Here is a 23,176-nt window from a genome sequence, read left to right on the forward strand (position 1 = left end):
TTCTAGTGCATTATCAAAACTAAGTTAGATAACTAGAATTACCACGGTAAAGAAAAGAGAAAGGCTATGAAGATCATTATCCTAGGTGCTGGACAAGTAGGCGGTACCCTTGCTGAAAACCTAGTAGGTGAAAACAATGACATCACGATCGTCGACCGTAATGCTGACCGACTGCGTGAACTTCAAGACAAATACGACCTGAGGGTTGTAAACGGCTATGCCAGCCACCCAAACACACTGCGTGAAGCGGGGGCGCAAGATGCCGACATGTTGGTTGCTGTAACCAATATGGATGAAACCAACATGGCTGCATGTCAGGTTGCTTTCTCTCTTTTCAATACACCGAACCGAATTGCTCGTATTCGTTCTCCTCAATATCTAGAAGAGAAAGAAGCGTTGTTCAAATCAGGTGCTATTCCAGTCGACCACTTGATCGCACCGGAAGAGCTAGTAACCAGCTACATCGAGCGTCTGATTCAATACCCTGGTGCGCTGCAGGTTGTGAGCTTTGCTGAACAGAAGGTTAGCCTAGTAGCAGTAAAAGCCTACTACGGTGGTCCACTGGTTGGTAATGCACTATCTGCTTTGCGTGAGCATATGCCACACATCGATACTCGTGTTGCTGCGATTTTCCGTCAAGGTCGTCCTATTCGCCCACAAGGTACCACCATCATTGAAGCCGATGATGAAGTGTTCTTCGTCGCAGCGAGTAACCACATCCGCTCAGTAATGAGTGAGCTACAGCGCTTAGAGAAACCGTACCGCCGCATCATGATTGTCGGTGGTGGTAACATTGGTGCAAGCTTGGCAAAACGCCTTGAACAGAGCTATAGCATCAAGCTTATTGAGCGCAGCTACACTCGTGCCGAGAAGCTGTCTGAAGAATTAGAAAACACCATCGTATTCTGTGGTGATGCGGCAGACCAAGAGCTGCTAACCGAAGAGAACATCGATCAGGTAGATGTGTTCATTGCCCTAACCAACGAAGATGAAACCAACATCATGTCGGCAATGCTGGCTAAGCGCATGGGTGCCAAGAAGGTAATGGTACTGATTCAGCGTGGCGCGTACGTCGACCTTGTTCAGGGTGGCGTGATTGATATTGCTATCTCTCCACAGCAAGCGACCATTTCTGCACTGCTTACTCACGTTCGTCGTGCTGATATTGTAAACGTATCCTCTCTACGCCGTGGCGCTGCTGAAGCGATCGAAGCCATTGCTCACGGTGACGAAACCACATCTAAAGTGGTTGGCCGAGCGATTGGCGACATCAAACTACCACCGGGTACCACTATTGGTGCGATTGTTCGCGGAGAAGAGGTACTTATCGCGCACGATAGAACCGTAATCGAACAGGATGACCACGTAGTTATGTTCCTAGTGGACAAGAAATACGTACCTGATGTTGAGTCTTTATTCCAACCGAGCCCGTTCTTCTTATAGCCTTGTTCTCGTAAGCTTCTTTTCACAACCTTCTTGTGGGAACGAAGCTCCGGTACAAAGCGGTGGTCTATTAAGCTATGGTTAATTTTCGTCCGATATTATTAGTGATAGGGTTAGTGTTATCGAAACTCGCCCTTTTCATGTACATCCCCACATTAGTTGCCTTTTTTACTGGTACCGGTGGCTTCCTCGAGTTTGGTCAATCGGTAGTGATCACGCACGTCGTAGCGTTCACCAGCTTGAGTTTAGGTCGTTCCGCTAAGTTCCGACTTGGGGTTCGGGATATGTTCCTGATCACCTCTCTGGTATGGACAATTGCTAGTGCCTTCGCTGCACTGCCCTTTGTCTTCATCAACCACATCAGCTTCACCGACGCCTATTTTGAAACCATGTCAGGTATCACCACGACGGGCTCAACCGTATTAAGCGGTTTAGACAGCATGGCACCCAGTATTCTATTGTGGCGTTCAATACTGCAATGGTTAGGTGGCATCGGCTTCATCGTTATGGCGGTAGCGGTTCTGCCAATGCTCAACGTCGGTGGTATGCGCCTGTTCCAAACCGAATCATCCGATTGGTCAGATAAAAGTAGCCCACGAGCGAAAACGGTCGCGAAGAACATCGTAGCGGTTTATCTGGTTCTGACTGGCTTGTGCATCATTAGCTATCTGTTTGCAGGCATGGGTATTTTTGATGCGATCAATCATGCTTTCACCACACTATCGACAGGGGGGTACTCAACCTCTGACGGCTCAATGAACCACTTCTCTAACAGTGCTCACTGGGTGGGTACAGTATTCATGTTCCTTGGTGGACTGCCATTCCTACTATTTGTTAGTGCACTGCGCGGCAGAAAACTATCCATCCTCTATAAAGACGCGCAAGTAAGAGGTTTCACGTATCTATTCTTGGTCACCAGTGCCGTAATATCGACATGGCTGGTGGTTAGAGATGGCTATACAGTCATGGATGCCATGCGTGTTTCGATGTTCAACATCGTGTCAGTCGTCACCACAACCGGTTTTGGTTTAGAAGACTTCACCGCATGGGGTGCACTACCTACCACCTTATTTGCGTTTCTAATGATGGCAGGCGCTTGCTCGGGTTCAACCTCTGGCGGTATCAAAATATTCCGCTTCCAGATCGCGATGACCATGCTTCATAAACAAATGATGAAACTGATTCACCCGTCGGGTGTGTTTGTTCAACGTTATAACCAACGACCGGTAAATGACGACATTGTGCGTTCACTCGTCGCATTTGGTTTGATGTTCTTTATTACGATTATCTTAATTGCAGGTGGCTTGAGCGCGATGGGGCTTGATCCTGTGACCAGTATATCTGGCGCTATCACTGCCGTTGCCAACGTCGGCCCCGGCATGGGCAGCGTAATCGGCCCAACCGGGAACTTTGCTCCACTGCCCGACGCAGCTAAGTGGTTATTGAGTTTAGGGATGTTGATGGGGCGACTCGAAATACTGACCCTAATCGTTCTATTCTTCCCTGCTTTCTGGCGACGCTAACCAAGCACAAAATCAAGGAAACACTGATGAAATCATACGTACTTCTCGCAGGCGCATTGCTTAGCTGTTCTGCATTCGCCGACCAGTTAGTGACTCTGCCTGATGGTAAAGAGATCTTACTGAAAGACGATTTCACATGGCAATATCATAGCAAGACTTCATCGGGCGGAGAGCCTGTACTAAAAAGTATTCCGATAACCAAAAATACACGCGGCACTACAATCACAATTGGTGATACAAAACCAAGCTTGCAGGTTTCTAAATCAGGTGTGGATGTTTTGATTGGGGCTGGACTCTACGAAAATGAGCAGTTGATTCTACCGATTTCTATAACTAACCAGAGCACGCAAGCAGTCGTGTTAGTTACCTTAGAAGTTACGGTCTATTCACCAACGGGTGAGTTACTGCATCAAGAAAGCATCAATACATGGCAATCTATCAAACGTATGGCGGATACTTACCTTCGTCCACAAACTTCTGCCGAAGGTAAATACTTAGCGATCGATGTTGATAAGTACCCAGAATATAAGATCGATGTCGAGATCACCGACGTTTCAACACGTTAGAAACCTATCGTAGTAACGTCTAAACCGGAGTCACATACAGATAGATAGCGAAGAAATGGCAAGCGCATCCCGCCAAAACAAACAGGTGCCAGATGGCATGGTTATAAGGGATGCGTTTTGCCACATAGAAAATAACCCCCAACGAGTAGATCACGCCGCCTAGCGCCAGTAACACTAAGCCGCCCATCTCAATATTCATCGCCAGTTGATACACCACAATCAACGACAACCAGCCCATCGCTAAGTAAATGAACAGCGATAGACGCTTAAATCGATAGACGAAGGCTATCTTCATGATGATGCCGACCAGCGCAATACCCCAGATAACCGCCATCAAGCCAATCGCTAAAGGGGTTCTTAAACCGACCAATAAAAACGGGGTGTAACTACCTGCGATCAGTAAATAAATCGCACAGTGATCGAGGGTTTTCAATAAACGCTTGGTTTTTTCTGTGGTGATCGAGTGATAAAGGGTGGAAGCAAGAAAAAGCAGAATAATGCTGCTGCCGTAGATTGCCATGCTGGCAACAGTCAACATGTCGGCTTGATAATCAAACGCGCGAATCAGCAACAAGATCAGGCCAACCACGCCAAGTACGACGCCCAAGCCATGGGTTATCGCATTAGCGCGTTCTTCAATGTCACTGTATTCGCTAGCTGATGATGCAGACATGAGTATCCTACTAGAGTAAATGTTCAATTGACCTAGTATTGCACATTAAGCTTACACGTGTAAGCTTAAATTTTTATGACATCTTTTATGGTAGCAATAACGCCTAACGTATTTGATGAAGCTAGGCTCTCTAGAGCTAAAGAACCAAAGCGCTTACTAAGAGGCGTTATCGAGATACTCAAGTACCATCTTGCCCGCTGCTTCCGGTGAGGTATCCAATGGCACACTCAATTGACGCTGTAGCTGGCCTACTCCCAACAAGCTCGCCAACATGCCTTTTGCACCGTCGCGATTACGATCTATCTCAAACCACAACTTAAGCTCGCGATCATCACGATGAGCAACCACTTCCAGTTCACGCCAACGGCCATGATAAGGACCCGTCGTCGGAACAAACTCGAACTCTTGTACGAACGGCAGTTCAAAACCTTCAACTGCTTCACATTCAACTTGGCGAATGCGCAGGCCGTTAGCTTCAAGCTCGTTGAAAATACCATCGAGGAGTGCATCAGGACGAACCGTTAAAATGTCTTTGTCTGATGGATCAATCGCCATCGCAATATCCAACCCGGTTTCAAGCCATACCTTTGAATCACCAATCGTGACCGGTGTATTCAGCGGGACATCAAACTCACATTCAAAATCACGGGTTTCACCCGGCTGAATAACAAAGGCATACGGCAGGCTCCATTTGGCTAGCGAGTATGTTTGGTGCATTCGACGCGTTTGACCGCCCTCTTGCCTTTGCGAGTTCATGGTGACTTCTTTGACGTAACGACAGCACAAGTTGAGGTCGATGTTGTCGATCTCCTGCGGCTGAGCACCCCCGTAGACATGCACAATAATGCTCGCCTTTTGCCCTGGATAAAGCACTTCCTGTTGCAATACAGAATCCACCTTGGCAGATCCAATTCCAAAACTTGCTAACGTTTTCTTTAAGAACGACATATGCACCTCCTTTAAAGCATCATCTTAAGCCTGAAAGAGGTTCAAACTCAAATATACTGCTCACACTATTTTAGCTCTAATATCGTTTAATTATCACTCAGGCGTCGATCGATAACTTAGATAGTGATAATCTAAGCCTTGATATGCATGCATATCATTATCCTGATTTATTCTTCGGATTGGCGAAAGCCAGACGAGTGACGCTTCAAGCAATTGAAGTGGAGCTCATGGTAAATCAGGCCATTAGATTGGCAATGGATATGCCTGACCGTTAGGTAAATTAATGCGCCCAACAGCTGTCAGGTTCTCGCACACCAACCGTAGTGCGATGCGTCGTCGTAGTGGCTTTGCTGCTGCTCCAACGGCTAAGAAATTGGCTCCGACAATGACTCTAGTTGAGAAGACTGCTTTATTAGCACCGACTACAACAAAAGTGATTAAAGCCGCTTAACAAAAAGCGCAGTTTTTACTGCGCTTTTTTCTTGCTCGCTCCCATCTTGAAATGTGTTTACACATTGGTATTCCCTACCCGATTTGATACCTTAGCCACAAATCATTATAAAATTTGGGGAGAAATAAAGTATGAAGTGTCACCGCATTGAAGAACTGCTTGAACTGATGGAGCCGGAGTGGCAGAAAGATCAAGAGCTTAACCTGTTAGAGTTCATCATTAAGCTATCAAAAGAAGCGGGCTACCAAGGCAAGCTTGAAGAACTGACTGACGATGTTCTGATCTACCACCTAAAAATGCGCAACAGCGAAAAAGATGAAATGATCCCAGGTCTGAAAAAAGACCAAGAAGATGATTTCAAAACCGCAATTCTAAAAGCACGTGGCCTTCTTTAGTCGCCTGTTTGTTTAGAACTCAATTGCCGTATAGATAAAACACTCAATTTTAAAAAGCGACCATCAGGTCGCTTTTTTGTTTCTGTTCGCTATTTTTTCGTCACAACTGTTATGACTTTTGTTGTTAAAGGTTGATAGCGTTAAAGAAATGAGAACAAGATTGTCGCTATAATCGCCATCCATAAGAATCTTCTAAAATAATAAGAGTGAGTGCGATAACAACAAATGCACCAAGCTCAATTTCAACAGGTTCTCTAAACCATACTTTCAAGTAATGTCGTCATGCCCAATTTAACCGGGCAAACAAGCCACAAAAAGGATAGTCCATGAGTCAGGATAAAATCGATATCAAAGATGTGACTCCTAAAACCTTTAACCCGAAAACACATAAAGGTAATGGAGATCGATTTAACCCAAGTAACCGAATCTATGTTCGAGAAAGCAAAGGTAAATTCCAACAACTACGTCGTTATGGCGGTTGGTTCTTACTTTTACTTTTTGCGCTTATCCCATGGATTCCATTTGGTGAACGTCAGGCGATCTTGCTTGATATCGGCAGCCAACAATTCAACTTCTTTGGCACCACCTTATACCCGCAAGATCTGACCCTACTCGCGATCCTATTTATGATTGCCGCGTTTGGCCTGTTTTTCATAACTACCTTCTTAGGCCGTGTCTGGTGTGGCTATTTATGCCCACAAACCGTCTGGACCTTCATGTACATCTGGTTCGAAGAGAAACTGGAAGGTGCTGCCAATAAGCGAAGAAAACAAGACTCGGGCAAACTGACGAGCAATTTAATCCTCAGAAAAACCCTCAAACACATTGCGTGGTGGGCGATTGCCATTGCGACGGGCTTAACCTTTGTTGGTTACTTCATCCCAATCAAAGAGTTAGTGGTTGGCTTCTTTACCTTTAACTCGTCTTTCTGGCCGGTGTTTTGGGTACTGTTCTTTGCTGGATGTACTTATGCCAATGCAGGTTGGATGCGTTCAATTGTTTGTCTGCACATGTGCCCTTACGCGCGTTTCCAATCAGCAATGTTCGATAAAGACACCTTCATCGTTGGTTACAACACAGAACGTGGTGAAAGCCGTGGCCCTCGCTCTCGTAAAGCCGATCCAAAAGAGCTTGGTCTAGGCGACTGTATTGACTGTAACCTGTGTGTTCAAGTGTGCCCAACGGGGATTGATATCCGTGATGGCCTGCAATACGAGTGTATTAACTGCGGCGCGTGTATTGATGCCTGTGACAACACCATGGAGCGTATGGGCTACGAGAAAGGCCTGATTAACTACACCACCGAGCACAGACTTGAAGGTCACTCGACCAAGGTAATGCGTCCTAAGCTATTGGGCTATGGCGCCATCTTGATCGTGATGTTGGGCTTGTTCTTCGCCCAAATCGCGAGCGTTGATCCTGCCGGCCTAAGTGTTCTACGCGATAGAAACCAGCTGTTCAGAGTCAATAACCAAGGCTTGGTTGAAAACACCTACACCTTGAAAATAATCAACAAGACTCAACAAGAGCAAGAGTACAAACTCGATGTTAGCGGACTGCCCGATTCAATCTGGTATGGCAAACAGACGATTACTGTCGATCCAGGCGAGGTTTTGAACCTACCTATCAGTTTAGGCGCCGACCCAAAAAAACTGAGCTCACCAGTTTCGACAATTCAGTTTATACTCTCGGATAATGAAGAGTTTACGATGGAAGTCGAAAGCCGCTTTATCAAGAAGCTCTGATACCCGCACCTTAGTGCTTGGTATAACAACCCAATAAATGGAAAAAGGCTCAGTAATGAGCCTTTTTTATTCTATGACGATGCAAGCCTTTAACTTTGATAACCTGACTCCTGACTTCATGTGGTACGCACTGGAGAGTATTGGGGTTCGCGCTGAATCCGGGCTTCTCGCTCTCAACAGTTACGAAAACCGCGTCTATCAGTTCACCGATGAAGACCGTAAACGCTACGTGGTTAAGTTTTATCGTCCGCAACGCTGGAACAAAGCACAGATCCAAGAAGAACATGACTTCGCACTAGAGCTTATCGAACAAGAGATGCCGATTGCTCCTCCGATGCGAGTCAACGGTGCAACCTTACATGAATATCAAGGCTACCTGTTTGCCTTGTTTGAAAGTGTCGGCGGCAGACAATACGAAGTGGATAATCTGGATCAACTGGAAGGCGTTGGACGTTTTCTTGGTCGAATTCATAAAGCCAGCGCGGGAAGAACATTCCAACATCGCCCAACCATCAGCTTAGATGAATACCTTTATCAGCCACGTAAGATTCTAGAGAACTCTCAGTTTATCCCGACACACCTAGAAAACGCGTTCTTCAATGACGTAGACCTTCTAATCAAAGAGCTAGAGAGCCAGTGGCCAAGCAACATTGAGAATATCCGTCTGCATGGTGACTGCCACCCTGGCAATATCTTGTGGCGCGATGGACCAATGTTCGTCGATCTTGATGACGCACGTAACGGCCCTGCGATACAAGACCTGTGGATGCTGCTTAATGGCGAACGCCAAGATAAGCTAATGCAACTGGATATTTTGCTAGAAAGTTACCAAGAGTTTTGCGATTTTAATACCGCACAACTGAAACTAATCGAACCACTACGCGGTCTACGTATGGTGCATTACATGGCATGGTTGGCGAAACGATGGCACGATCCTGCGTTTCCTCTGGCCTTCCCATGGTTTAATGATCCGAAATATTGGGAGCAACAAGTACTTGCTTGTAAAGAGCAAATTGCTACCCTGCAAGAGCCACCACTTTCGTTAATGCCTCAGTGGTAACAGCAATCGCAACATACAACTAGATAAAAATTCAAACATAATGGAGATTTGATAAATGAAAAAGCTATTCGCATTTTTCTCATTGATCATGTTGAGCCTTTCAGCTCACGCTGCGAAATTTAACGAAGGTGAACACTACAAAGTTCTCGATCTAGAAGCATCAAAAAAACCAATGGTGACAGAGTTCTTCTCTTTTTACTGCCCACACTGTAATAGCTTTGAGCCAATCATCCAGCAGCTAAAACAACAGCTACCTAAAGACGCTAAGCTACAGAAAAACCATGTTTCATTCATGGGTGGCAACATGGGTCTGCCAATGAGCAAAGCTTACGCGACCATGATTGCACTGAAAGTTGAAGACAAAATGGTGCCAGTGATGTTCAACCGCATCCACACAATGAACAAGCCACCGCGTGATGAAGAAGAGCTGCGTCAAATCTTCCTAGACGAAGGCATTGATGCTAAGAAGTTCGATGCTGCATATAACGGCTTTGCAGTAGACTCTATGGTTCGTCGCTTCGACAAAGCATTCAAAGACAGCGGCCTTTCAGGTGTACCTGCTGTCGTGGTTAACAACCGCTACCTAGTAGAAGCTCAAGGTATTAACTCTCTTGATGAGTACTTCGAGCTCGTTAACTTCTTATTGAAGAAGTAAGCCATTGATGAAAGGAAGCTTCGGCTTCCTTTTTTTTGCTAGTTCAAAAAACATCATTGATAAATAATCAGCCAGAATACGCTGTGCTTTACTGATATTAATAACCCGTCCTAAGAACCGGTGGGCAAGGAGCCCTTAAATGAAAATAAAAATAACTCTCTTGGCATTGAGTGTTGCAGCCTCTCCTGCTTTTGCCAAGCTTGCAGACCAACAAGGTTTCAGTGGTGAAATCTCTATCAATACCGGGGTTGCCTCTTCCACCTCAAACTTTAACACCGATGCTGATAGCAACCTTTCATCTAGAAATCAGAAAGCTTCTTCGGAAAGCTCGTTTCTTATCGCCCCTTTAGGCAGCGTCGCTTACACCTTTGGCGATAAGCTAAACCATCAAGTTTATACGGGTACCGCTCGTGATGACGTAGCAACGGGTACGGTTGTGCTAGAGGTTGGTTATAAATACCAACTTGAGTCAGGCATGGTGATCGACGCCTCACTACTGCCAACGATTATGTCAGGTGAAACCTGGGCTGATCCGTATAACACCACATCAGCTCGCACCAAGACCGATGAAACTGGCAATGCTTTTCGTTTGAAGCTAAGCAGCATTGCGGGCTCTGCTTTTTCACTAGACATGGCCTACGCCACCAAAGAAGTCGATCAGGATGATATTGAACAGCAAGAGCTCAAACGAGATGCAAATACGCTCTACTTGAAAGGTCAATACCGCCTACCATTAAGCCGTACCATGATGCTGATTCCATCCGTCATCTATCAAACACGAGATGCCGATGGTAACGCCGAATCTTACGATCAGTTTGGTGGTGAGGTGAGTTTGTTTGGTGGTATGGGACGTCACCAGTATGCATTGACTGCAGGGTACAACCAGCGCTCTTACGATGCCAGCAACCCAATTTACGACAAGAAACGCAGCGACGACAATATCAACCTATTCGCCGCTTACGAATATGATCAATTCATGGATTGGGAAAACTGGTCGTTTGTTTCACTGGCTGGTTACGGTACTAGCGATTCAAACATTACCTTCTACGATGAATCTCAATACATCGTCTCAGTTGGCTTGAACTACAAGTTCTAATTCCAGCCAACACCAGCCAACACCAATAAGTTATCAAATCAAAGCCTGCACCCAAGCAGGCTTTCTTTTATCACTACACAGCTTGAGCCGTGAGTTGTTTCAACAATCTATCCATCGCACGATAGCCCAACGCCTCAGATAAATGTTTCTTTTCAATCTGATCACTACCATCTAAATCGGCGATGGTTCGCGCTACCTTGATGATTCGATGATAGGCTCGAATCGATAACCCCAAACGATGCAGTGCAGTCTCGAGAAACTCCGCATCCTCGCGTCGAAGTGGGCAATACTTCTCAATTTCTCGACTGCCGAGTAAAGCATTCGATTTATGGTTGCGAGATAACATGGTTTGACGAGCCTGTTTGACCCTTTGCTTTACCACTTGGGTGGTTTCACCTCGATCACCGCCTTCAGCGAGCATGCCTTTGGGAAGTAATGGGATCTCTAACGACATATCGAATCTATCCAACAATGGTCCAGATAAGCGATTGAGGTAACGCAGGATGATCTGTGGGTTAGCCCGCGCTTGATTACCTTCGTAGTAACCTGTTGGGCTTGGGTTGAGTGCACCGACCAACTGAAAGCGCGCAGGGAAACGCGTCTTACCCGCCGCGCGCGAAATGATTATCTCGCCCGACTCTAGTGGCTCTCGCAGTGAATCAAGCACTTTACGCTCAAATTCGGGCATTTCATCTAGAAACAATAAGCCATTGTGGGCCAGAGAGATCTCTCCAGGTCGAGGTACCGAACCTCCACCCACTAAGGCCGCCATTGAGCTTGAGTGGTGAGGGGAACGAAATGGCCTCTGCTTCCAGTTGTATTGATTGATCTCTTGTTGCGTTAACGAGGCTACCGAAGCCGTTTCCATTGCCTCGTCATCACTCATTTCAGGTAGCAAGTCACGCAGTCGAGAAGCGAGCATGGTTTTTCCAGTTCCGGGCGGGCCAAGGAAAAGTAAGTTGTGGTTGCCAGCAGCTGCGATCTCCAGAGCTCTTTTGCCTTGCTGCTGGCCGATAATATCTTGTAGGTCGCGGATCTCTGAAACATCAGCCTGATGATGCTCCGTTCTATATAGGCCAAGCTGAGCCGGCCCACACATGTCAGCGCAAACCTCCAACAAAGTTTGTGCCGACTTATGCGCTCCTTTACCCACCAGCGCAGCCTGATCACCGTTATAGTGCGGGACAACTAAGCATCGTTCGACACTATCGGCGGCTAACGTCGCTGGCAGCACACCTTTTACTGAGCGCAGCTCTCCTGACAATGCCAACTCACCGATGAATTCGTGCTGAGCTATTTTTGATGTCGGTAACTGATCAGATGCCACCAAAATCCCAAGCGCGATTGGCAAGTCGAAACGGCCTCCTTCTTTGGGTAAATCGGCAGGGGCGAGGTTGACTGTGATTCTTTTCGATGGAAACTCAAAGCGAGAATTGATGATCGCACTTCTCACCCGATCTTTAGATTCCTTGACCGTCGTTTCAGGTAGACCCACCAGCGTAAAACCAGGCATTCCATTGCTTATATGCACCTCAACGGTCACTTCTGGCGCCTCTACACCCACACTAGCTCGGCTATGAATTATCGCGAGTCCCATAACTTTCCTTTGTCTTTGATTTAAAAGTATTCGCTCTGGATATTCGTTGCTCACCAAAGCTATAAGGTTGTTATATAGCTTGGTGGAATGGTGTTTTAATGTGAAAAAAGAATGACATTTTCCTTGTCATGCGGCAGATTTGTGTGATAACACTAGAGATGTAGACTTTTACTGAAGACAATAAACGAGAAAACTCGAATATTATGATTTTTAACGCTCGCATTTACGCACTGATTAACCTGATTATCGTAGTCATTATTGAGACTGCGCGGGGGCGAGTGGGAAAAAAGTAACCACGAATTAGAAAAAACCCCCGCACTGATAAGTCCGGGGGTTTTTTCTAATTTAAACAATCTAATTTTATATTTTTGAGCATTTTCGGCTTTGCCGATTTACAGGAAGAATGGGAGCACAAGATGTGCAGAGACAAAGGAAACAGTTACCAAAATAAAGGTAATACGGGAGAATTCCGATGAAAGGCGCAGAACTAGTCGTATCCGCACTCAAGCAACAAGGAATTGAGACCGTATTTGGTTACCCAGGTGGTGCCATCATGCCAATCTACGATGCACTCTATGACGGCGGAGTTGAACATATCCTATGTCGCCATGAGCAAGGCGCTGCAATGGCCGCGATCGGCATGGCTCGTGCAACGCAAGATGTCGCTGTTTGTATGGCAACGTCTGGTCCAGGTGCTACCAACCTAGTCACTGGCCTTGCTGATGCCTTTATGGACTCTATCCCACTGGTTGCCATCACAGGTCAGGTTGCAAGTTCCCACATCGGTACCGATGCATTCCAAGAAATGGATGTGATTGGTATGTCTCTGTCATGTACTAAACACAGCTACCTAGTCACCGACATAGAAGAGCTAGCTCCAACTCTAGCCGAAGCGTTTGTGGTAGCAAAATCTGGCCGTCCTGGTCCTGTTATCGTCGATATCGCTAAAGATGTTCAACTCGCAGAAGCGCCTGTTAACACTCTTCCGGAATTTACTCCACCCGCTATTCCTGTTGCGACAACGGATGCTATTGAACAAGCACAGTACTTTTTGTCTCAAGCAACCCGTCCTGTTTTATACGTAGGTGGTGGTGTTCAACTTGCTAAGGCAACCGACGCGGTTCGTGAGTTTTTACGTCTAAACCCTATGCCTGCCGTAAGCACACTAAAAGGCTTGGGCACCATTGAACGTGACGACCCACATTACCTTGGCATGCTAGGTATGCACGGCACTAAAGCCGCTAACCTTGTGGTTCAAGAGAGTGACCTATTGATTGTTGTTGGCGCTCGTTTTGATGACCGAGTAACAGGCAAGCTCGATACCTTTGCACCACACGCGAAAGTTATCCATATCGATATCGATGCAGCTGAGTTCAGTAAATTGCGTCTTGCCAATGCGCCAATTCGTGGTGACATCAGCAAGATCATGCCTCAACTAGAGCTAAGCCAAGACATCTCCTCTTGGGTACACCACTCTGAAGGCCTTCGTAGCTCATTCAAATGGCGTTACGACCACCCTGGCGATCTGATCTTTGCTCCACTGCTGTTGAAGCAACTATCTGACATGATGCCTGCAAGCTCTATCGTTTCGACCGATGTGGGCCAACACCAAATGTGGGCAGCTCAACACATTCAGCCTCGCGATCCACAAAACTTCATCACCTCTGCAGGTTTGGGCACCATGGGCTTTGGTTTACCAGCCGCTATGGGTGCTTCGGTTGGGCGTCCTGATGACCAATCAATTCTTATATCTGGTGACGGCTCGTTCATGATGAACGTGCAAGAGCTTGGCACGCTGAAACGCCGCCAAATCCCAGTGAAAATGGTACTGCTTAATAACTCTCGCTTAGGCATGGTTCGCCAATGGCAATCTCTATTCTTTGATGGTCGACACAGTGAAACCATCTTAGATGACAACCCAGACTTCGTGATGCTCGCGAAAGCGTTCGACATCCCAGGCAAAACCATCACGCGTAAAGAAGAAGTAGAACCAGCACTGAAAGAGATGCTCGAAAGTAAAACCGCTTACCTGCTTCATGTCCTTATCGATGAAGAAGAAAACGTATGGCCACTAGTACCGCCAGGTGCTTCAAACAGTGAGATGTTGGAGAACACATAACATGAAAAGATACCTATTAGACATCAAAGCCGATGATAAGCCTGTACTACTAGAGCGTGTTCTTCGTGTTATCCGCCACCGTGGCTTTATTGTTAAGCAAGTCGCAGGCACTCAAAACCACGAAAGCAAAGTGGCGAGTGTTGAGATCATTGTAGACAGTGAGCGTCCAATCTCTTTCTTGGTCAATCAAATCGAAAAGCTGTGGGATGTGCGTACCGTTGACGTTATCTCTATCAGCCGCAATGAATTGCCAAACAACAACTTACAACAAAAGATAAACGCATAAGGAACCGCAAACATGACAGCTAAAACAGCAGACTATATCTGGTTTAACGGTGAAATGGTTCCTTGGGCAGAGGCGAACGTTCACGTCCTGACTCATGCGATGCACTACGGTACTTCAGTGTTTGAAGGCGTTCGTTGCTACAACACGCCAAAAGGTCCGGTGATCTTCCGTCATCCTGAACACGCAAAACGCCTAAAAGACTCAGCAAAAATCTACCGCTTCCCTATTCCTTACACTGAGGAAGAAATTATGGAAGCGACTCGCGAAACGCTACGCCAAAATAAGCTAGAGTCAGCGTACATCCGTCCTCTAGGCTTTGTCGGTAACGTGGGTTTGGGTGTATGTCCTCCGGAAAACACGGAAATGGACCTTATCATCGCAGCTTTCCCTTGGGGTTCTTACCTAGGCGAAGAAGCGCTAGAAAACGGCGTAGATGCGATGATATCAAGCTGGAACCGTGCGGCTCCAAACACGATTCCAACCGCAGCAAAAGCCGGGGGTAACTACTTATCTTCACTACTGGTTGGTGGTGAAGCGCGTCGCCATGGTTACGATGAAGGTATCGCACTAAGCGTTGATGGTTACCTTTCAGAAGGTGCGGGTGAGAACATCTTTGTAGTGCGTAATGGCGTGCTATCCACACCACCAGCGACCAGCGCAATTCTGCCAGGTATTACTCGTGATTCGATCATGACACTAGCAAAAGACATGGGTTATGAGATCCGTGAAGAGAACATTGCTCGTGAAGCGCTATACCTTGCCGATGAAGTCTTCATGACAGGCACAGCTGCCGAGATCGTTCCGGTTCGCAGCGTAGACAAAATTACAGTAGGTGAAGGCAAACGCGGTCCTATCACTGAAAAAGTTCAAGCGGCTTACTTTGGTCTATTCAATGGCACCACTGAAGATAAGTGGGGCTGGCTAGACTACGTTTATCCAGAAAACCAAACTTCAGAAAACCAGTAAGCAACAGCCAAATATTTTATAAGGATTTAAGCAATGCCAATCTATCGTTCAGCAACGACTACCCACGGACGCAACATGGCTGGTGCGCGCGCTTTATGGCGTGCAACTGGCGTTAAAGATGATGACTTCGGTAAGCCAATCATCGCGGTTGTAAACTCTTTCACTCAATTTGTACCAGGCCACGTTCACCTTAAAGACATGGGTCAACTGGTTGCGGGTGAAATCGAGAAAGCGGGCGGTATCGCTAAAGAATTCAACACCATCGCAGTTGATGATGGTATCGCAATGGGTCACGGCGGCATGCTGTACTCACTGCCATCACGCGAGCTTATCGCAGACTCAGTAGAGTACATGGTTAATGCTCACTGTGCAGATGCGATGGTATGTATCTCTAACTGTGACAAAATCACTCCGGGAATGATGATGGCAGCAATGCGCCTTAACATCCCAGTGATCTTTGTATCAGGCGGCCCAATGGAAGCAGGTAAAACCAAGCTTTCAGATCAGATCATCAAGCTAGACCTTGTTGATGCGATGATCCAAGGTGCCGATCCAACCATTTCTGATGAGCAAAGTGAGCAAGTAGAACGTTCTGCATGTCCAACCTGTGGTTCATGTTCAGGTATGTTCACAGCTAACTCAATGAACTGTCTAACTGAAGCTCTTGGTCTATCTCAGCCAGGCAACGGTTCTATGCTGGCAACGCACGCTGATCGTGAAGAGCTGTTCATCAATGCCGGTAAGCGTATCGTTGACCTTACTAAGCGTTACTACGAGCAAGACGACGAGTCTGCACTACCTCGAAATATCGCTAACCGCGCTGCATTTGAAAACGCGATGGCACTGGATATCGCGATGGGCGGCTCTAGTAACACCGTTCTTCACCTATTGGCTTCTGCTCAAGAAGGTGAGATTGATTTTGATATGGGTGATATCGACGAGATGTCTCGCCGCGTTCCACACCTATGTAAGGTTGCTCCTTCAACACCTAAGTACCACATGGAAGATGTTCACCGCGCTGGTGGTGTAATGGCTATCCTAGGTGAACTTGACCGTGCAGGCCTACTGAACAACCAGACTCGCACAGTGCTTGGTCTAAGCATGCAAGAGCAGCTAGCTCAATACGACATCATGCAGACAGAAGACGAAGCGGTACTTAAGTTCTTCCGCGCAGGCCCAGCAGGTATCCGTACCACCAAGGCTTTCTCACAAGATTGCCGTTGGGATCGTCTAGATGACGACCGCGTCGATGGTTGTATTCGCACCAAAGAGAACGCATTCAGCCAAGAAGGTGGCTTAGCTGTACTTTCAGGCAACATTGCGGTTGATGGCTGTATCGTTAAGACGGCAGGCGTTGATGAAGAGAACCTTAAATTCCAAGGCCCAGCAATCGTATTCGAAAGCCAAGATAGTGCTGTAGATGGCATCTTAGGCGGCAAAGTGAAAGCGGGCGAAGTGGTTGTTATTCGTTACGAAGGTCCTAAGGGTGGTCCGGGTATGCAAGAGATGCTTTACCCAACCACTTACCTAAAATCGATGGGCTTAGGCAAGTCTTGTGCACTCCTAACTGACGGACGTTTCTCTGGTGGTACATCGGGCCTGTCTATCGGTCACGCATCTCCAGAAGCAGCAAGTGGCGGTGTAATTGGTCTAGTGAATACCGGCGATATCATCACTATCGACATCCCTAGCCGCTCAATCACACTTGATGTGCCAGAAGCAGAACTAGAAGCGCGTCGTGTTAAACAAGACGCCCTAGGCTGGAAACCAGAAAACCGTCAGCGTGAAGTGTCGTTCGCACTGAAGGCTTACGCGAGCATGGCAACCAGTGCTGATAAAGGCGCCGTGCGTGATAAGTCTAAGCTTGAGGGCTAACTATGAGTGATGACACCTCCAGCCCCCAGAAACAAACTGGCGCAGATTATCTGCGTCAGATCCTGAGAGCGCCGGTTTACGAAGCGGCAATTGTGACACCTCTACAGGACATGCCACGTTTAAGCGCGCGCATTGGTAATCAGGTTCAGCTCAAACGCGAAGACCGTCAGCCGGTGCACTCGTTCAAGCTACGCGGCGCTTACAACATGGTATCAAGCCTTTCTGAGCAGCAAAAAGCCGCGGGTGTGATTGCTGCATCGGCGGGTAACCATGCTCAAGGTATGGCGTTGTCTGGCTCTAAGCTGGGTATTCAAACCACGATTGTGATGCCAAAAACCACCCCTGACATCAAGGTTGATGCGGTACGTGGATTTGGCGGTAACGTTGTTCTGCACGGCAGCAACTTTGATGAAGCCAAGGCAGAAGCTGAGCGACTATCAGCTGAACATGGTTACACCTTTGTCCCTCCTTTCGATCACCCATTGGTGATTGCTGGGCAAGGCACAATGGGTATGGAAATGCTGCAGCAAAATGGTCACATGGATTACATCTTTGTGCCTGTTGGTGGTGGTGGCTTAGCTGCTGGTGTTGCTGTGTTGGTTAAACAGCTGATGCCAGAGATAAAAGTCATCGCGGTTGAACCAGAAGACTCATCTTGTTTGAAAGCGGCTCTCGATGCTGGTGAACCTGTGATTCTTGACCAAGTAAGTATGTTTGCTGATGGCGTGGCGGTTAAACGCATTGGTGAAGAGACATTCCGTCTTTGCCAACAGTACATCGATGGTCACATTGCTGTATCTAGCGATGAAATCTGTTCCGCAGTGAAAGACATCTTTGAAGACACTCGTGCGATTGCTGAACCTTCAGGTGCGCTTGCTCTTGCTGGCTTGAAGAAGTTTGCTGAGCAGAACCGGTTGCAAGGTAAGCAACTGGCAACGGTACTGTCTGGTGCTAATACCAACTTCCACGGTCTGCGTTATGTCTCTGAGCGTTGTGAGTTGGGTGAGAAACGAGAAGGTCTACTTGCAGTCACTATTCCAGAGCGACAAGGTGCATTCCTTGAGTTCTGTAATATTATTGGTGGTCGTGCGGTGACTGAGTTTAACTACCGCCACAACGACGAAAGCCTAGCAAATATCTTCGTTGGTGTACGTCTGCAGGGTGGGCAAGAAGAGCTCGATAATATCATCAATGACCTTCGTGAAGGTGGCTACCCGGTTGTCGATCTGTCTGATGATGAGATGGCAAAACTGCACATTCGCTACATGATTGGCGGTAAGCCATCAAAACCGTTGAAAGAGCGCCTATACAGCTTTGAGTTCCCAGAATACCCAGGTGCATTGATTAAATTCCTTGATACCTTAGGTACCCATTGGAATATCAGCCTGTTCAACTATCGTAACCACGGTGCTGACTACGGTCGTGTATTGTGTGGTTTCGAACTGGGTGACGATGATTTGGCTCAGTTCTCGACACACCTGCGAGAGCTTGGCTATCAGTGTAAAGATGAAACCGATAACCCTTCCTACAAGTTCTTCTTGTCTTAAGAGTTAACGACCTAACCAAAAAGAGCGAGGATTTACTCGCTCTTTTTGTGGGTGCTGATTCAGCTCAAGCTTGAAAAGGATCTTCTTGTCAAGAGGTCATTAGATCGCCTTACGATGATCCAACCAATCTTGGTGAAGTTGCTCACTCGATCCTAGGTACTTCACCATCCATTCGATCAGTTTATGGTTATCGTCTTTTCGCCATACCAAACAACAATGACTTTGCGGGCTCGGTTCCGGTAATATTTTCTCCACCAGCAAGCCTTGTTCGATAATAGGGGCAGCAATATGTCTTGGCATGTAACCCACCCCAACTCCATTCTTAAGACACTCTATCGCGCTATACCAGTTAGGTAATAAAAGGCGTCTTTGATTAGAGTAGTGACCTGTATGTCGCTTAGGGAGCACGCTAGAGGTATCATCCAAGCATATCGCGGGGTATTGGCTAACAAACTCTTCATTGAGGTTTTGCTCTCGCACACATGGGTGACTTGGCGACATGACAAACGCCCAATCTAAACGGCCCATGTCTTTAACCTCAAAGTCACCACCAACCGGAATCGCAGAGGTTGCTCCAATCACAATATCCGCTCGACCCTGTGCAATGGCTTCCCAAGAACCATTAAACACCTCCATGTTGATCTGAAGCTCTGCAAACTCAAACGTTTGATAGAACTCTTCAATCATCGGCTTCATCTTGTCGAGTTTCACCACGTTATCGAGCGTTAAGCGCAAGGTTTTCTTCCAACCTCGAGCCGCTCGTCGAGTCTGGGCACTGACCTCTTCCATTTGCCTCAGCAACGCGCGCGCCTCTTCAATGAACAGTTCACCTGCAGGTGTCAGCTCTACCTTTCTCGGTAAACGTCTGAAAAGTAAAACATCCAGTTCTTGCTCGACCTGCCTAACACCGTAGCTGATCGCCGATGGTACTTTGTGCAATTGCTCTGCCGCAGCAGTAAAACTGCCCAAGCGAGCAACAGTGTCGAGCATTTCTAAAGAGGATTTAGAGAACATAAGCCTTCAAATTTTTTGATTGATAACTACATATTTTAGCGTTTTATTTTATCATGTCTGAAAAATAGAATGTCAGCATAAATAAACAGGGGCTTTCACTTCTGTATATCAAACAATTTTTTTGATGATAAAAACATCACTACCTTTAGCTTAATGGCATCTTATGAATATTTCTAAATTTCAATTGGTCTACCTTGCAGTTCTTTCAATGCTTGGCTTTATCGCGACCGATATGTACCTTCCTGCATTTAAGGCAATGGAAGTTGATTTCGCAACCGGTCCAGAGCAAATTGCTTTGTCTCTAACCGTATTCCTTGGCGGTATGGCGATGGGTCAACTTCTTTGGGGTCTAGCAAGTGACAAGTATGGTCACCGCAATACGCTGGCGGTTGGCCTGGTTATCTTTACTGCAGCTTCATTTGGCTTAGCATTCAGTACTGAGGTATGGCATCTACTGACACTACGCTTCATCCAAGCGATCGGTGTATGTGCTCCTGCGGTGATCTGGCAAGCAATGGTTATCAAGCGTTACTCGCAAAGCAGTAGCCAGCAAATTTTTGCAACCATCATGCCTTTGGTTGCGTTATCTCCTGCACTAGCACCTCAGTTAGGTGTGTTATTGGCGGATAACTTTGGTTGGCACAGTATCTTCGTTACCTTAACGCTAATGGGTGCGCTACTTGTCGCAACGACTATGGCTCAACCAAAAGAAGCACCAGAAGTAAAACAAACATCTATTAAGACAGACATCAAGATGTTGCTTAAATCAAAGCCTTACATGGGTAATGTTTTAATGTTTGCTTCTGCGTCTGCAGCTTTCTTCGCTTACCTAACGGGTATGCCAGAGATCATGGCTCAGCTAGGTTATGAAGCAAAAGACATCGGCCTAAGCTTCATCCCACAAACAATCGCATTCATGGCGGGTGGTTACTTTGGTAAGCAAGCTGTGAAGAAATACGGCGATGGCGTTGTACTAAGAAATCTTATCGGTTTGTTCAGCGTAGCAGCGATGCTTATCTTCATCGCATCACAGTGGGAACTGACGTCAATCTGGCCTCTACTTGCGCCTTTCTGTTTGATTGCGGTAGCAAACGGTGCACTTTACCCAATCGTAGTAAACCGTGCCCTATCAAGCGCTAAACAAAGCCCAGCAACAGCTGCTGGTCTGCAAAACAGTCTGCAAATCAGCATCAGCGGCCTATCAAGTGCATTGGTTGCGGCAATGGCTAGCCAAGCATTGAGCGCAACAGGTATCGCAGTTGTGATTTGTTTAGGTGCGTTGTGGGTTGGCTACATTATTTCTAACAAAGAGCTTTCTGAACACTTCGCTACGCCAGACAACTCTCGTGTAGTCGCTGACGAGAAACAAGACTAGTTTCTGGGTCAACGAAAACAAAAAAAGAGCGAGATTAATCGCTCTTTTTTTATATCTAAATTTTGCCTGTGCTTATGACTATTTCGACGCAGCTTCACTGTCGACAACTTCTAACGCTGGCGCTTTATGGCGGCTATATTCATCATAGTTAACCACTCGACTACGCCCCATATCTTTCGCCATGTACAGCGCGTTATCAGCCATCTTAACCAGAGATTCGGTATCTGATGCAGGCTTAGGATAGGTTGCGACACCTATCGAAACACCCAACTGACCTAATAAGAGACCCTTGTGTTCGAGATGCATCGAACGCACTGCATCACACAAGGTTTGGCCAAACTCAGTCGCTTGCTTCATGGTGTAATGTGGAAGCAACACAGCTAACTCTTCGCCACCTAGTCGGCAAGCAATCTCGTCCTCGCTGACACTCTGCTTGAGTAGCGCACTGATCTCTTTCAATACGAAGTCACCTGCATCATGACCAAAGTTGTCATTAAAGCGTTTGAAATGATCCAAATCGAGCATCAATAACGATAATGGCTGTTCGCTGGTGGCTGAATTCATCGAGTGCTCTTCTAGTTTTTGCTCGAAGAAACGACGGTTGAATAAGCCAGTCAGCGGGTCGCTCAATGCTTGTGAACGAAGCTTCTCTTGTAAGCTCAAATTAGCCAATGCTAACCCAAGGTGCTCTGAAACACTGAAAGCCAATTGCTCAGTAATAGGATCAATCTTGATATCACCAACACCGAAATATAGGTGCATTATGCCGATAGTATTGCCGTGTGCAGTCAACGGGATACAAAGGGTCTGGTTGTTTTCCATCTCATGCATGTGACCACAAGTTAACGAGTGGAAATCATCATTCGATTGATGTGCTCGCCCTTTGCGAAGTGACCAACATTCTTCCGGTGCAAAGCTCGCACTTCCGGGCCAAGTATCTCCCCAATCGAGCTGCGTGATCAGCTGGTTACGTGATGCACGCATCAAAGAGACACTGCCATTTACGTTACCAAGAATTCGCGGCAATATGTCTGAAACGATCTGTTGTGCTTCCACCATATTATTACAAGCTGCTAGCATATTCGCGAGGCGGTGCATCAACTCGATTTCGTGGGTTCTTTGACGAATGCGTTCGTCTTGCTTCTTCTGTTCCTCTTCTACTCGATGAACAATTTGGCGATTGCTCACGTAAGAAGTGCCAATCAAGAAGCTCAAGCTTAGCAACACCATACCAACCAGAATTCCCATCAATTGGAAATTCATCTGTTTCAGTTGATGCATTGGCGAAGAGATCACGATAACGAAACTGCTACCGTTCATTGATTCTTTGTGGGAATAATAGATGCGATCCACAGACGTAACCGTACTGAAGCGCACATCACTGCCAAGCCCTGTTTTCAAAGCTTGCTGAAACTCGGGACGATTGCTGTGGTTCTCAACACTCGCAAGTGCATGATCGGAAAGGTCTGTATCCCCAATCACGACACCATCAAGGTTAATAACCTGAATTCTCAGTCGCGTACTGGCTTGCGTCAAGTTGCCAATATAATCATCCACATCGACTCCAGCAGTAAACAGACTACTATCTTCACGAATCTCATAAACAACATCAGACATCAATGAGACGAGATGGTTACGTTCGTTCTCTACCACTAACTTTTCCAAAGTGATGTAAAAGCCATACAAGCCCACCAGCATTGAAAAAGACAAAATAACGATCGGCAAGGTTTGCCACTTTTTATCAACAAGTCTCATTTGCGTACACTTCAACTTACAGAACGATAGTCTGAATATTAACAATCTTCCTACAAAATACAATTAGGAAATAGATTATTTTTTTAT

At 46.6% G+C, this 23,176-nt stretch carries 20 protein-coding genes; 15 read left to right on the plus strand and 5 right to left on the minus strand.

What is annotated here, in order from left to right; genetic code table 11:
* Window positions 1-66 precede the first annotated feature (66 nt).
* The 3 genes from trkA to BCT34_RS19020 all read left to right on the plus strand — a co-directional run bounded on the left by trkA (window position 67) and on the right by BCT34_RS19020 (window position 3,532).
* Window positions 67-1,443 (plus strand): Trk system potassium transporter TrkA, encoded by a 1,377-nt coding sequence (trkA, locus tag BCT34_RS19010; protein WP_004735766.1) that lies wholly within the window; start codon window positions 67-69, stop codon window positions 1,441-1,443.
* Window positions 1,444-1,520: 77 nt separating this feature from the next.
* Window positions 1,521-2,966: a TrkH family potassium uptake protein gene (locus BCT34_RS19015; protein WP_076654346.1), complete on the plus strand. Its 1,446-nt coding sequence runs from the start codon at window positions 1,521-1,523 to the stop codon at window positions 2,964-2,966.
* 26 nt (window positions 2,967-2,992) lie between these two features.
* Window positions 2,993-3,532: a DUF3157 family protein gene (locus tag BCT34_RS19020; RefSeq protein WP_076654345.1), complete on the plus strand. Its 540-nt coding sequence runs from the start codon at window positions 2,993-2,995 to the stop codon at window positions 3,530-3,532.
* A gap of 19 nt (window positions 3,533-3,551) precedes the next feature.
* Here BCT34_RS19020 and BCT34_RS19025 read toward each other — a convergent pair whose 3' ends face one another.
* Both BCT34_RS19025 and BCT34_RS19030 read right to left on the minus strand, forming a co-directional pair.
* Window positions 3,552-4,205, minus strand: a complete 654-nt coding sequence (locus BCT34_RS19025) for a hemolysin III family protein (RefSeq protein WP_076654344.1) — start codon at window positions 4,203-4,205, stop codon at window positions 3,552-3,554.
* A 156-nt stretch (window positions 4,206-4,361) separates the two neighbouring features.
* Entirely contained in the window at window positions 4,362-5,153 is a 792-nt protein-coding gene (locus BCT34_RS19030; RefSeq protein ID WP_076654343.1) for a sporulation protein, read from the minus strand.
* 283 nt (window positions 5,154-5,436) lie between these two features.
* On the opposite strand from BCT34_RS19030, the gene BCT34_RS24490 reads away from it, so the two are divergent.
* The 6 genes from BCT34_RS24490 to BCT34_RS19055 all read left to right on the plus strand — a co-directional run bounded on the left by BCT34_RS24490 (window position 5,437) and on the right by BCT34_RS19055 (window position 10,555).
* Complete coding sequence (locus BCT34_RS24490; protein ID WP_165690302.1) at window positions 5,437-5,604, plus strand: hypothetical protein; 168 nt, start codon at window positions 5,437-5,439, stop codon at window positions 5,602-5,604.
* 131 nt (window positions 5,605-5,735) lie between these two features.
* Window positions 5,736-5,999: a YihD family protein gene (locus BCT34_RS19035; RefSeq protein ID WP_009848104.1), complete on the plus strand. Its 264-nt coding sequence runs from the start codon at window positions 5,736-5,738 to the stop codon at window positions 5,997-5,999.
* Between the two features lie 326 nt (window positions 6,000-6,325).
* Window positions 6,326-7,744 carry a cytochrome c oxidase accessory protein CcoG gene (gene ccoG / locus BCT34_RS19040; protein WP_076654342.1) on the plus strand — a complete coding sequence of 473 codons (1,419 nt, stop codon included), beginning with the start codon at window positions 6,326-6,328 and terminating at the stop codon, window positions 7,742-7,744.
* 73 nt (window positions 7,745-7,817) lie between these two features.
* A complete protein-coding gene (locus BCT34_RS19045) occupies window positions 7,818-8,804 on the plus strand; it encodes a serine/threonine protein kinase (RefSeq protein WP_076654341.1) in 987 nt (328 codons plus the stop codon).
* A 55-nt stretch (window positions 8,805-8,859) separates the two neighbouring features.
* The gene (locus BCT34_RS19050) at window positions 8,860-9,459 is read left to right on the plus strand and encodes a thiol:disulfide interchange protein DsbA/DsbL (RefSeq protein ID WP_017631540.1); all 600 of its coding nucleotides are present in this window, start codon (window positions 8,860-8,862) and stop codon (window positions 9,457-9,459) included.
* Between the two features lie 139 nt (window positions 9,460-9,598).
* Window positions 9,599-10,555 carry a DUF2860 domain-containing protein gene (locus tag BCT34_RS19055; protein ID WP_076654340.1) on the plus strand — a complete coding sequence of 319 codons (957 nt, stop codon included), beginning with the start codon at window positions 9,599-9,601 and terminating at the stop codon, window positions 10,553-10,555.
* A 73-nt stretch (window positions 10,556-10,628) separates the two neighbouring features.
* Here the strand turns inward: BCT34_RS19055 and BCT34_RS19060 are convergent, their stop codons facing one another.
* The gene (locus BCT34_RS19060) at window positions 10,629-12,152 is read right to left on the minus strand and encodes a YifB family Mg chelatase-like AAA ATPase (protein ID WP_076654339.1); all 1,524 of its coding nucleotides are present in this window, start codon (window positions 12,150-12,152) and stop codon (window positions 10,629-10,631) included.
* A gap of 472 nt (window positions 12,153-12,624) precedes the next feature.
* On the opposite strand from BCT34_RS19060, the gene ilvG reads away from it, so the two are divergent.
* The 5 genes from ilvG to ilvA are packed head-to-tail and all read left to right on the plus strand — an operon-like array spanning window position 12,625 to window position 18,945.
* Window positions 12,625-14,271 carry an acetolactate synthase 2 catalytic subunit gene (gene ilvG / locus BCT34_RS19065; RefSeq protein ID WP_076654338.1) on the plus strand — a complete coding sequence of 549 codons (1,647 nt, stop codon included), beginning with the start codon at window positions 12,625-12,627 and terminating at the stop codon, window positions 14,269-14,271.
* A 1-nt stretch (window position 14,272) separates the two neighbouring features.
* Window positions 14,273-14,557 (plus strand): acetolactate synthase 2 small subunit, encoded by a 285-nt coding sequence (gene ilvM, locus BCT34_RS19070; RefSeq protein WP_009848112.1) that lies wholly within the window; start codon window positions 14,273-14,275, stop codon window positions 14,555-14,557.
* Between the two features lie 12 nt (window positions 14,558-14,569).
* Window positions 14,570-15,523 (plus strand): branched-chain amino acid transaminase, encoded by a 954-nt coding sequence (locus tag BCT34_RS19075; protein ID WP_076654337.1) that lies wholly within the window; start codon window positions 14,570-14,572, stop codon window positions 15,521-15,523.
* 33 nt (window positions 15,524-15,556) lie between these two features.
* Window positions 15,557-17,398, plus strand: a complete 1,842-nt coding sequence (gene ilvD / locus BCT34_RS19080) for a dihydroxy-acid dehydratase (protein WP_076654336.1) — start codon at window positions 15,557-15,559, stop codon at window positions 17,396-17,398.
* A gap of 2 nt (window positions 17,399-17,400) precedes the next feature.
* On the plus strand, window positions 17,401-18,945 hold the full coding sequence (gene ilvA / locus BCT34_RS19085) for a threonine ammonia-lyase, biosynthetic (RefSeq protein ID WP_076654335.1): 1,545 nt from the start codon (window positions 17,401-17,403) through the stop codon (window positions 18,943-18,945).
* Window positions 18,946-19,044: 99 nt separating this feature from the next.
* Here the strand turns inward: ilvA and punR are convergent, their stop codons facing one another.
* The gene (punR, locus tag BCT34_RS19090; protein ID WP_017058788.1) at window positions 19,045-19,959 is read right to left on the minus strand and encodes a DNA-binding transcriptional activator PunR; all 915 of its coding nucleotides are present in this window, start codon (window positions 19,957-19,959) and stop codon (window positions 19,045-19,047) included.
* A gap of 163 nt (window positions 19,960-20,122) precedes the next feature.
* On the opposite strand from punR, the gene punC reads away from it, so the two are divergent.
* Entirely contained in the window at window positions 20,123-21,334 is a 1,212-nt protein-coding gene (gene punC / locus BCT34_RS19095; RefSeq protein WP_076654334.1) for a purine nucleoside transporter PunC, read from the plus strand.
* Between the two features lie 78 nt (window positions 21,335-21,412).
* Here punC and BCT34_RS19100 read toward each other — a convergent pair whose 3' ends face one another.
* Entirely contained in the window at window positions 21,413-23,032 is a 1,620-nt protein-coding gene (locus BCT34_RS19100; RefSeq protein ID WP_076654362.1) for a sensor domain-containing diguanylate cyclase, read from the minus strand.
* Window positions 23,033-23,176 lie beyond the last annotated feature (144 nt).

Source organism: Vibrio sp. 10N.261.45.E2, from assembly GCF_002875705.1.
Taxonomy (GTDB): Bacteria; Pseudomonadota; Gammaproteobacteria; order Enterobacterales; family Vibrionaceae; genus Vibrio.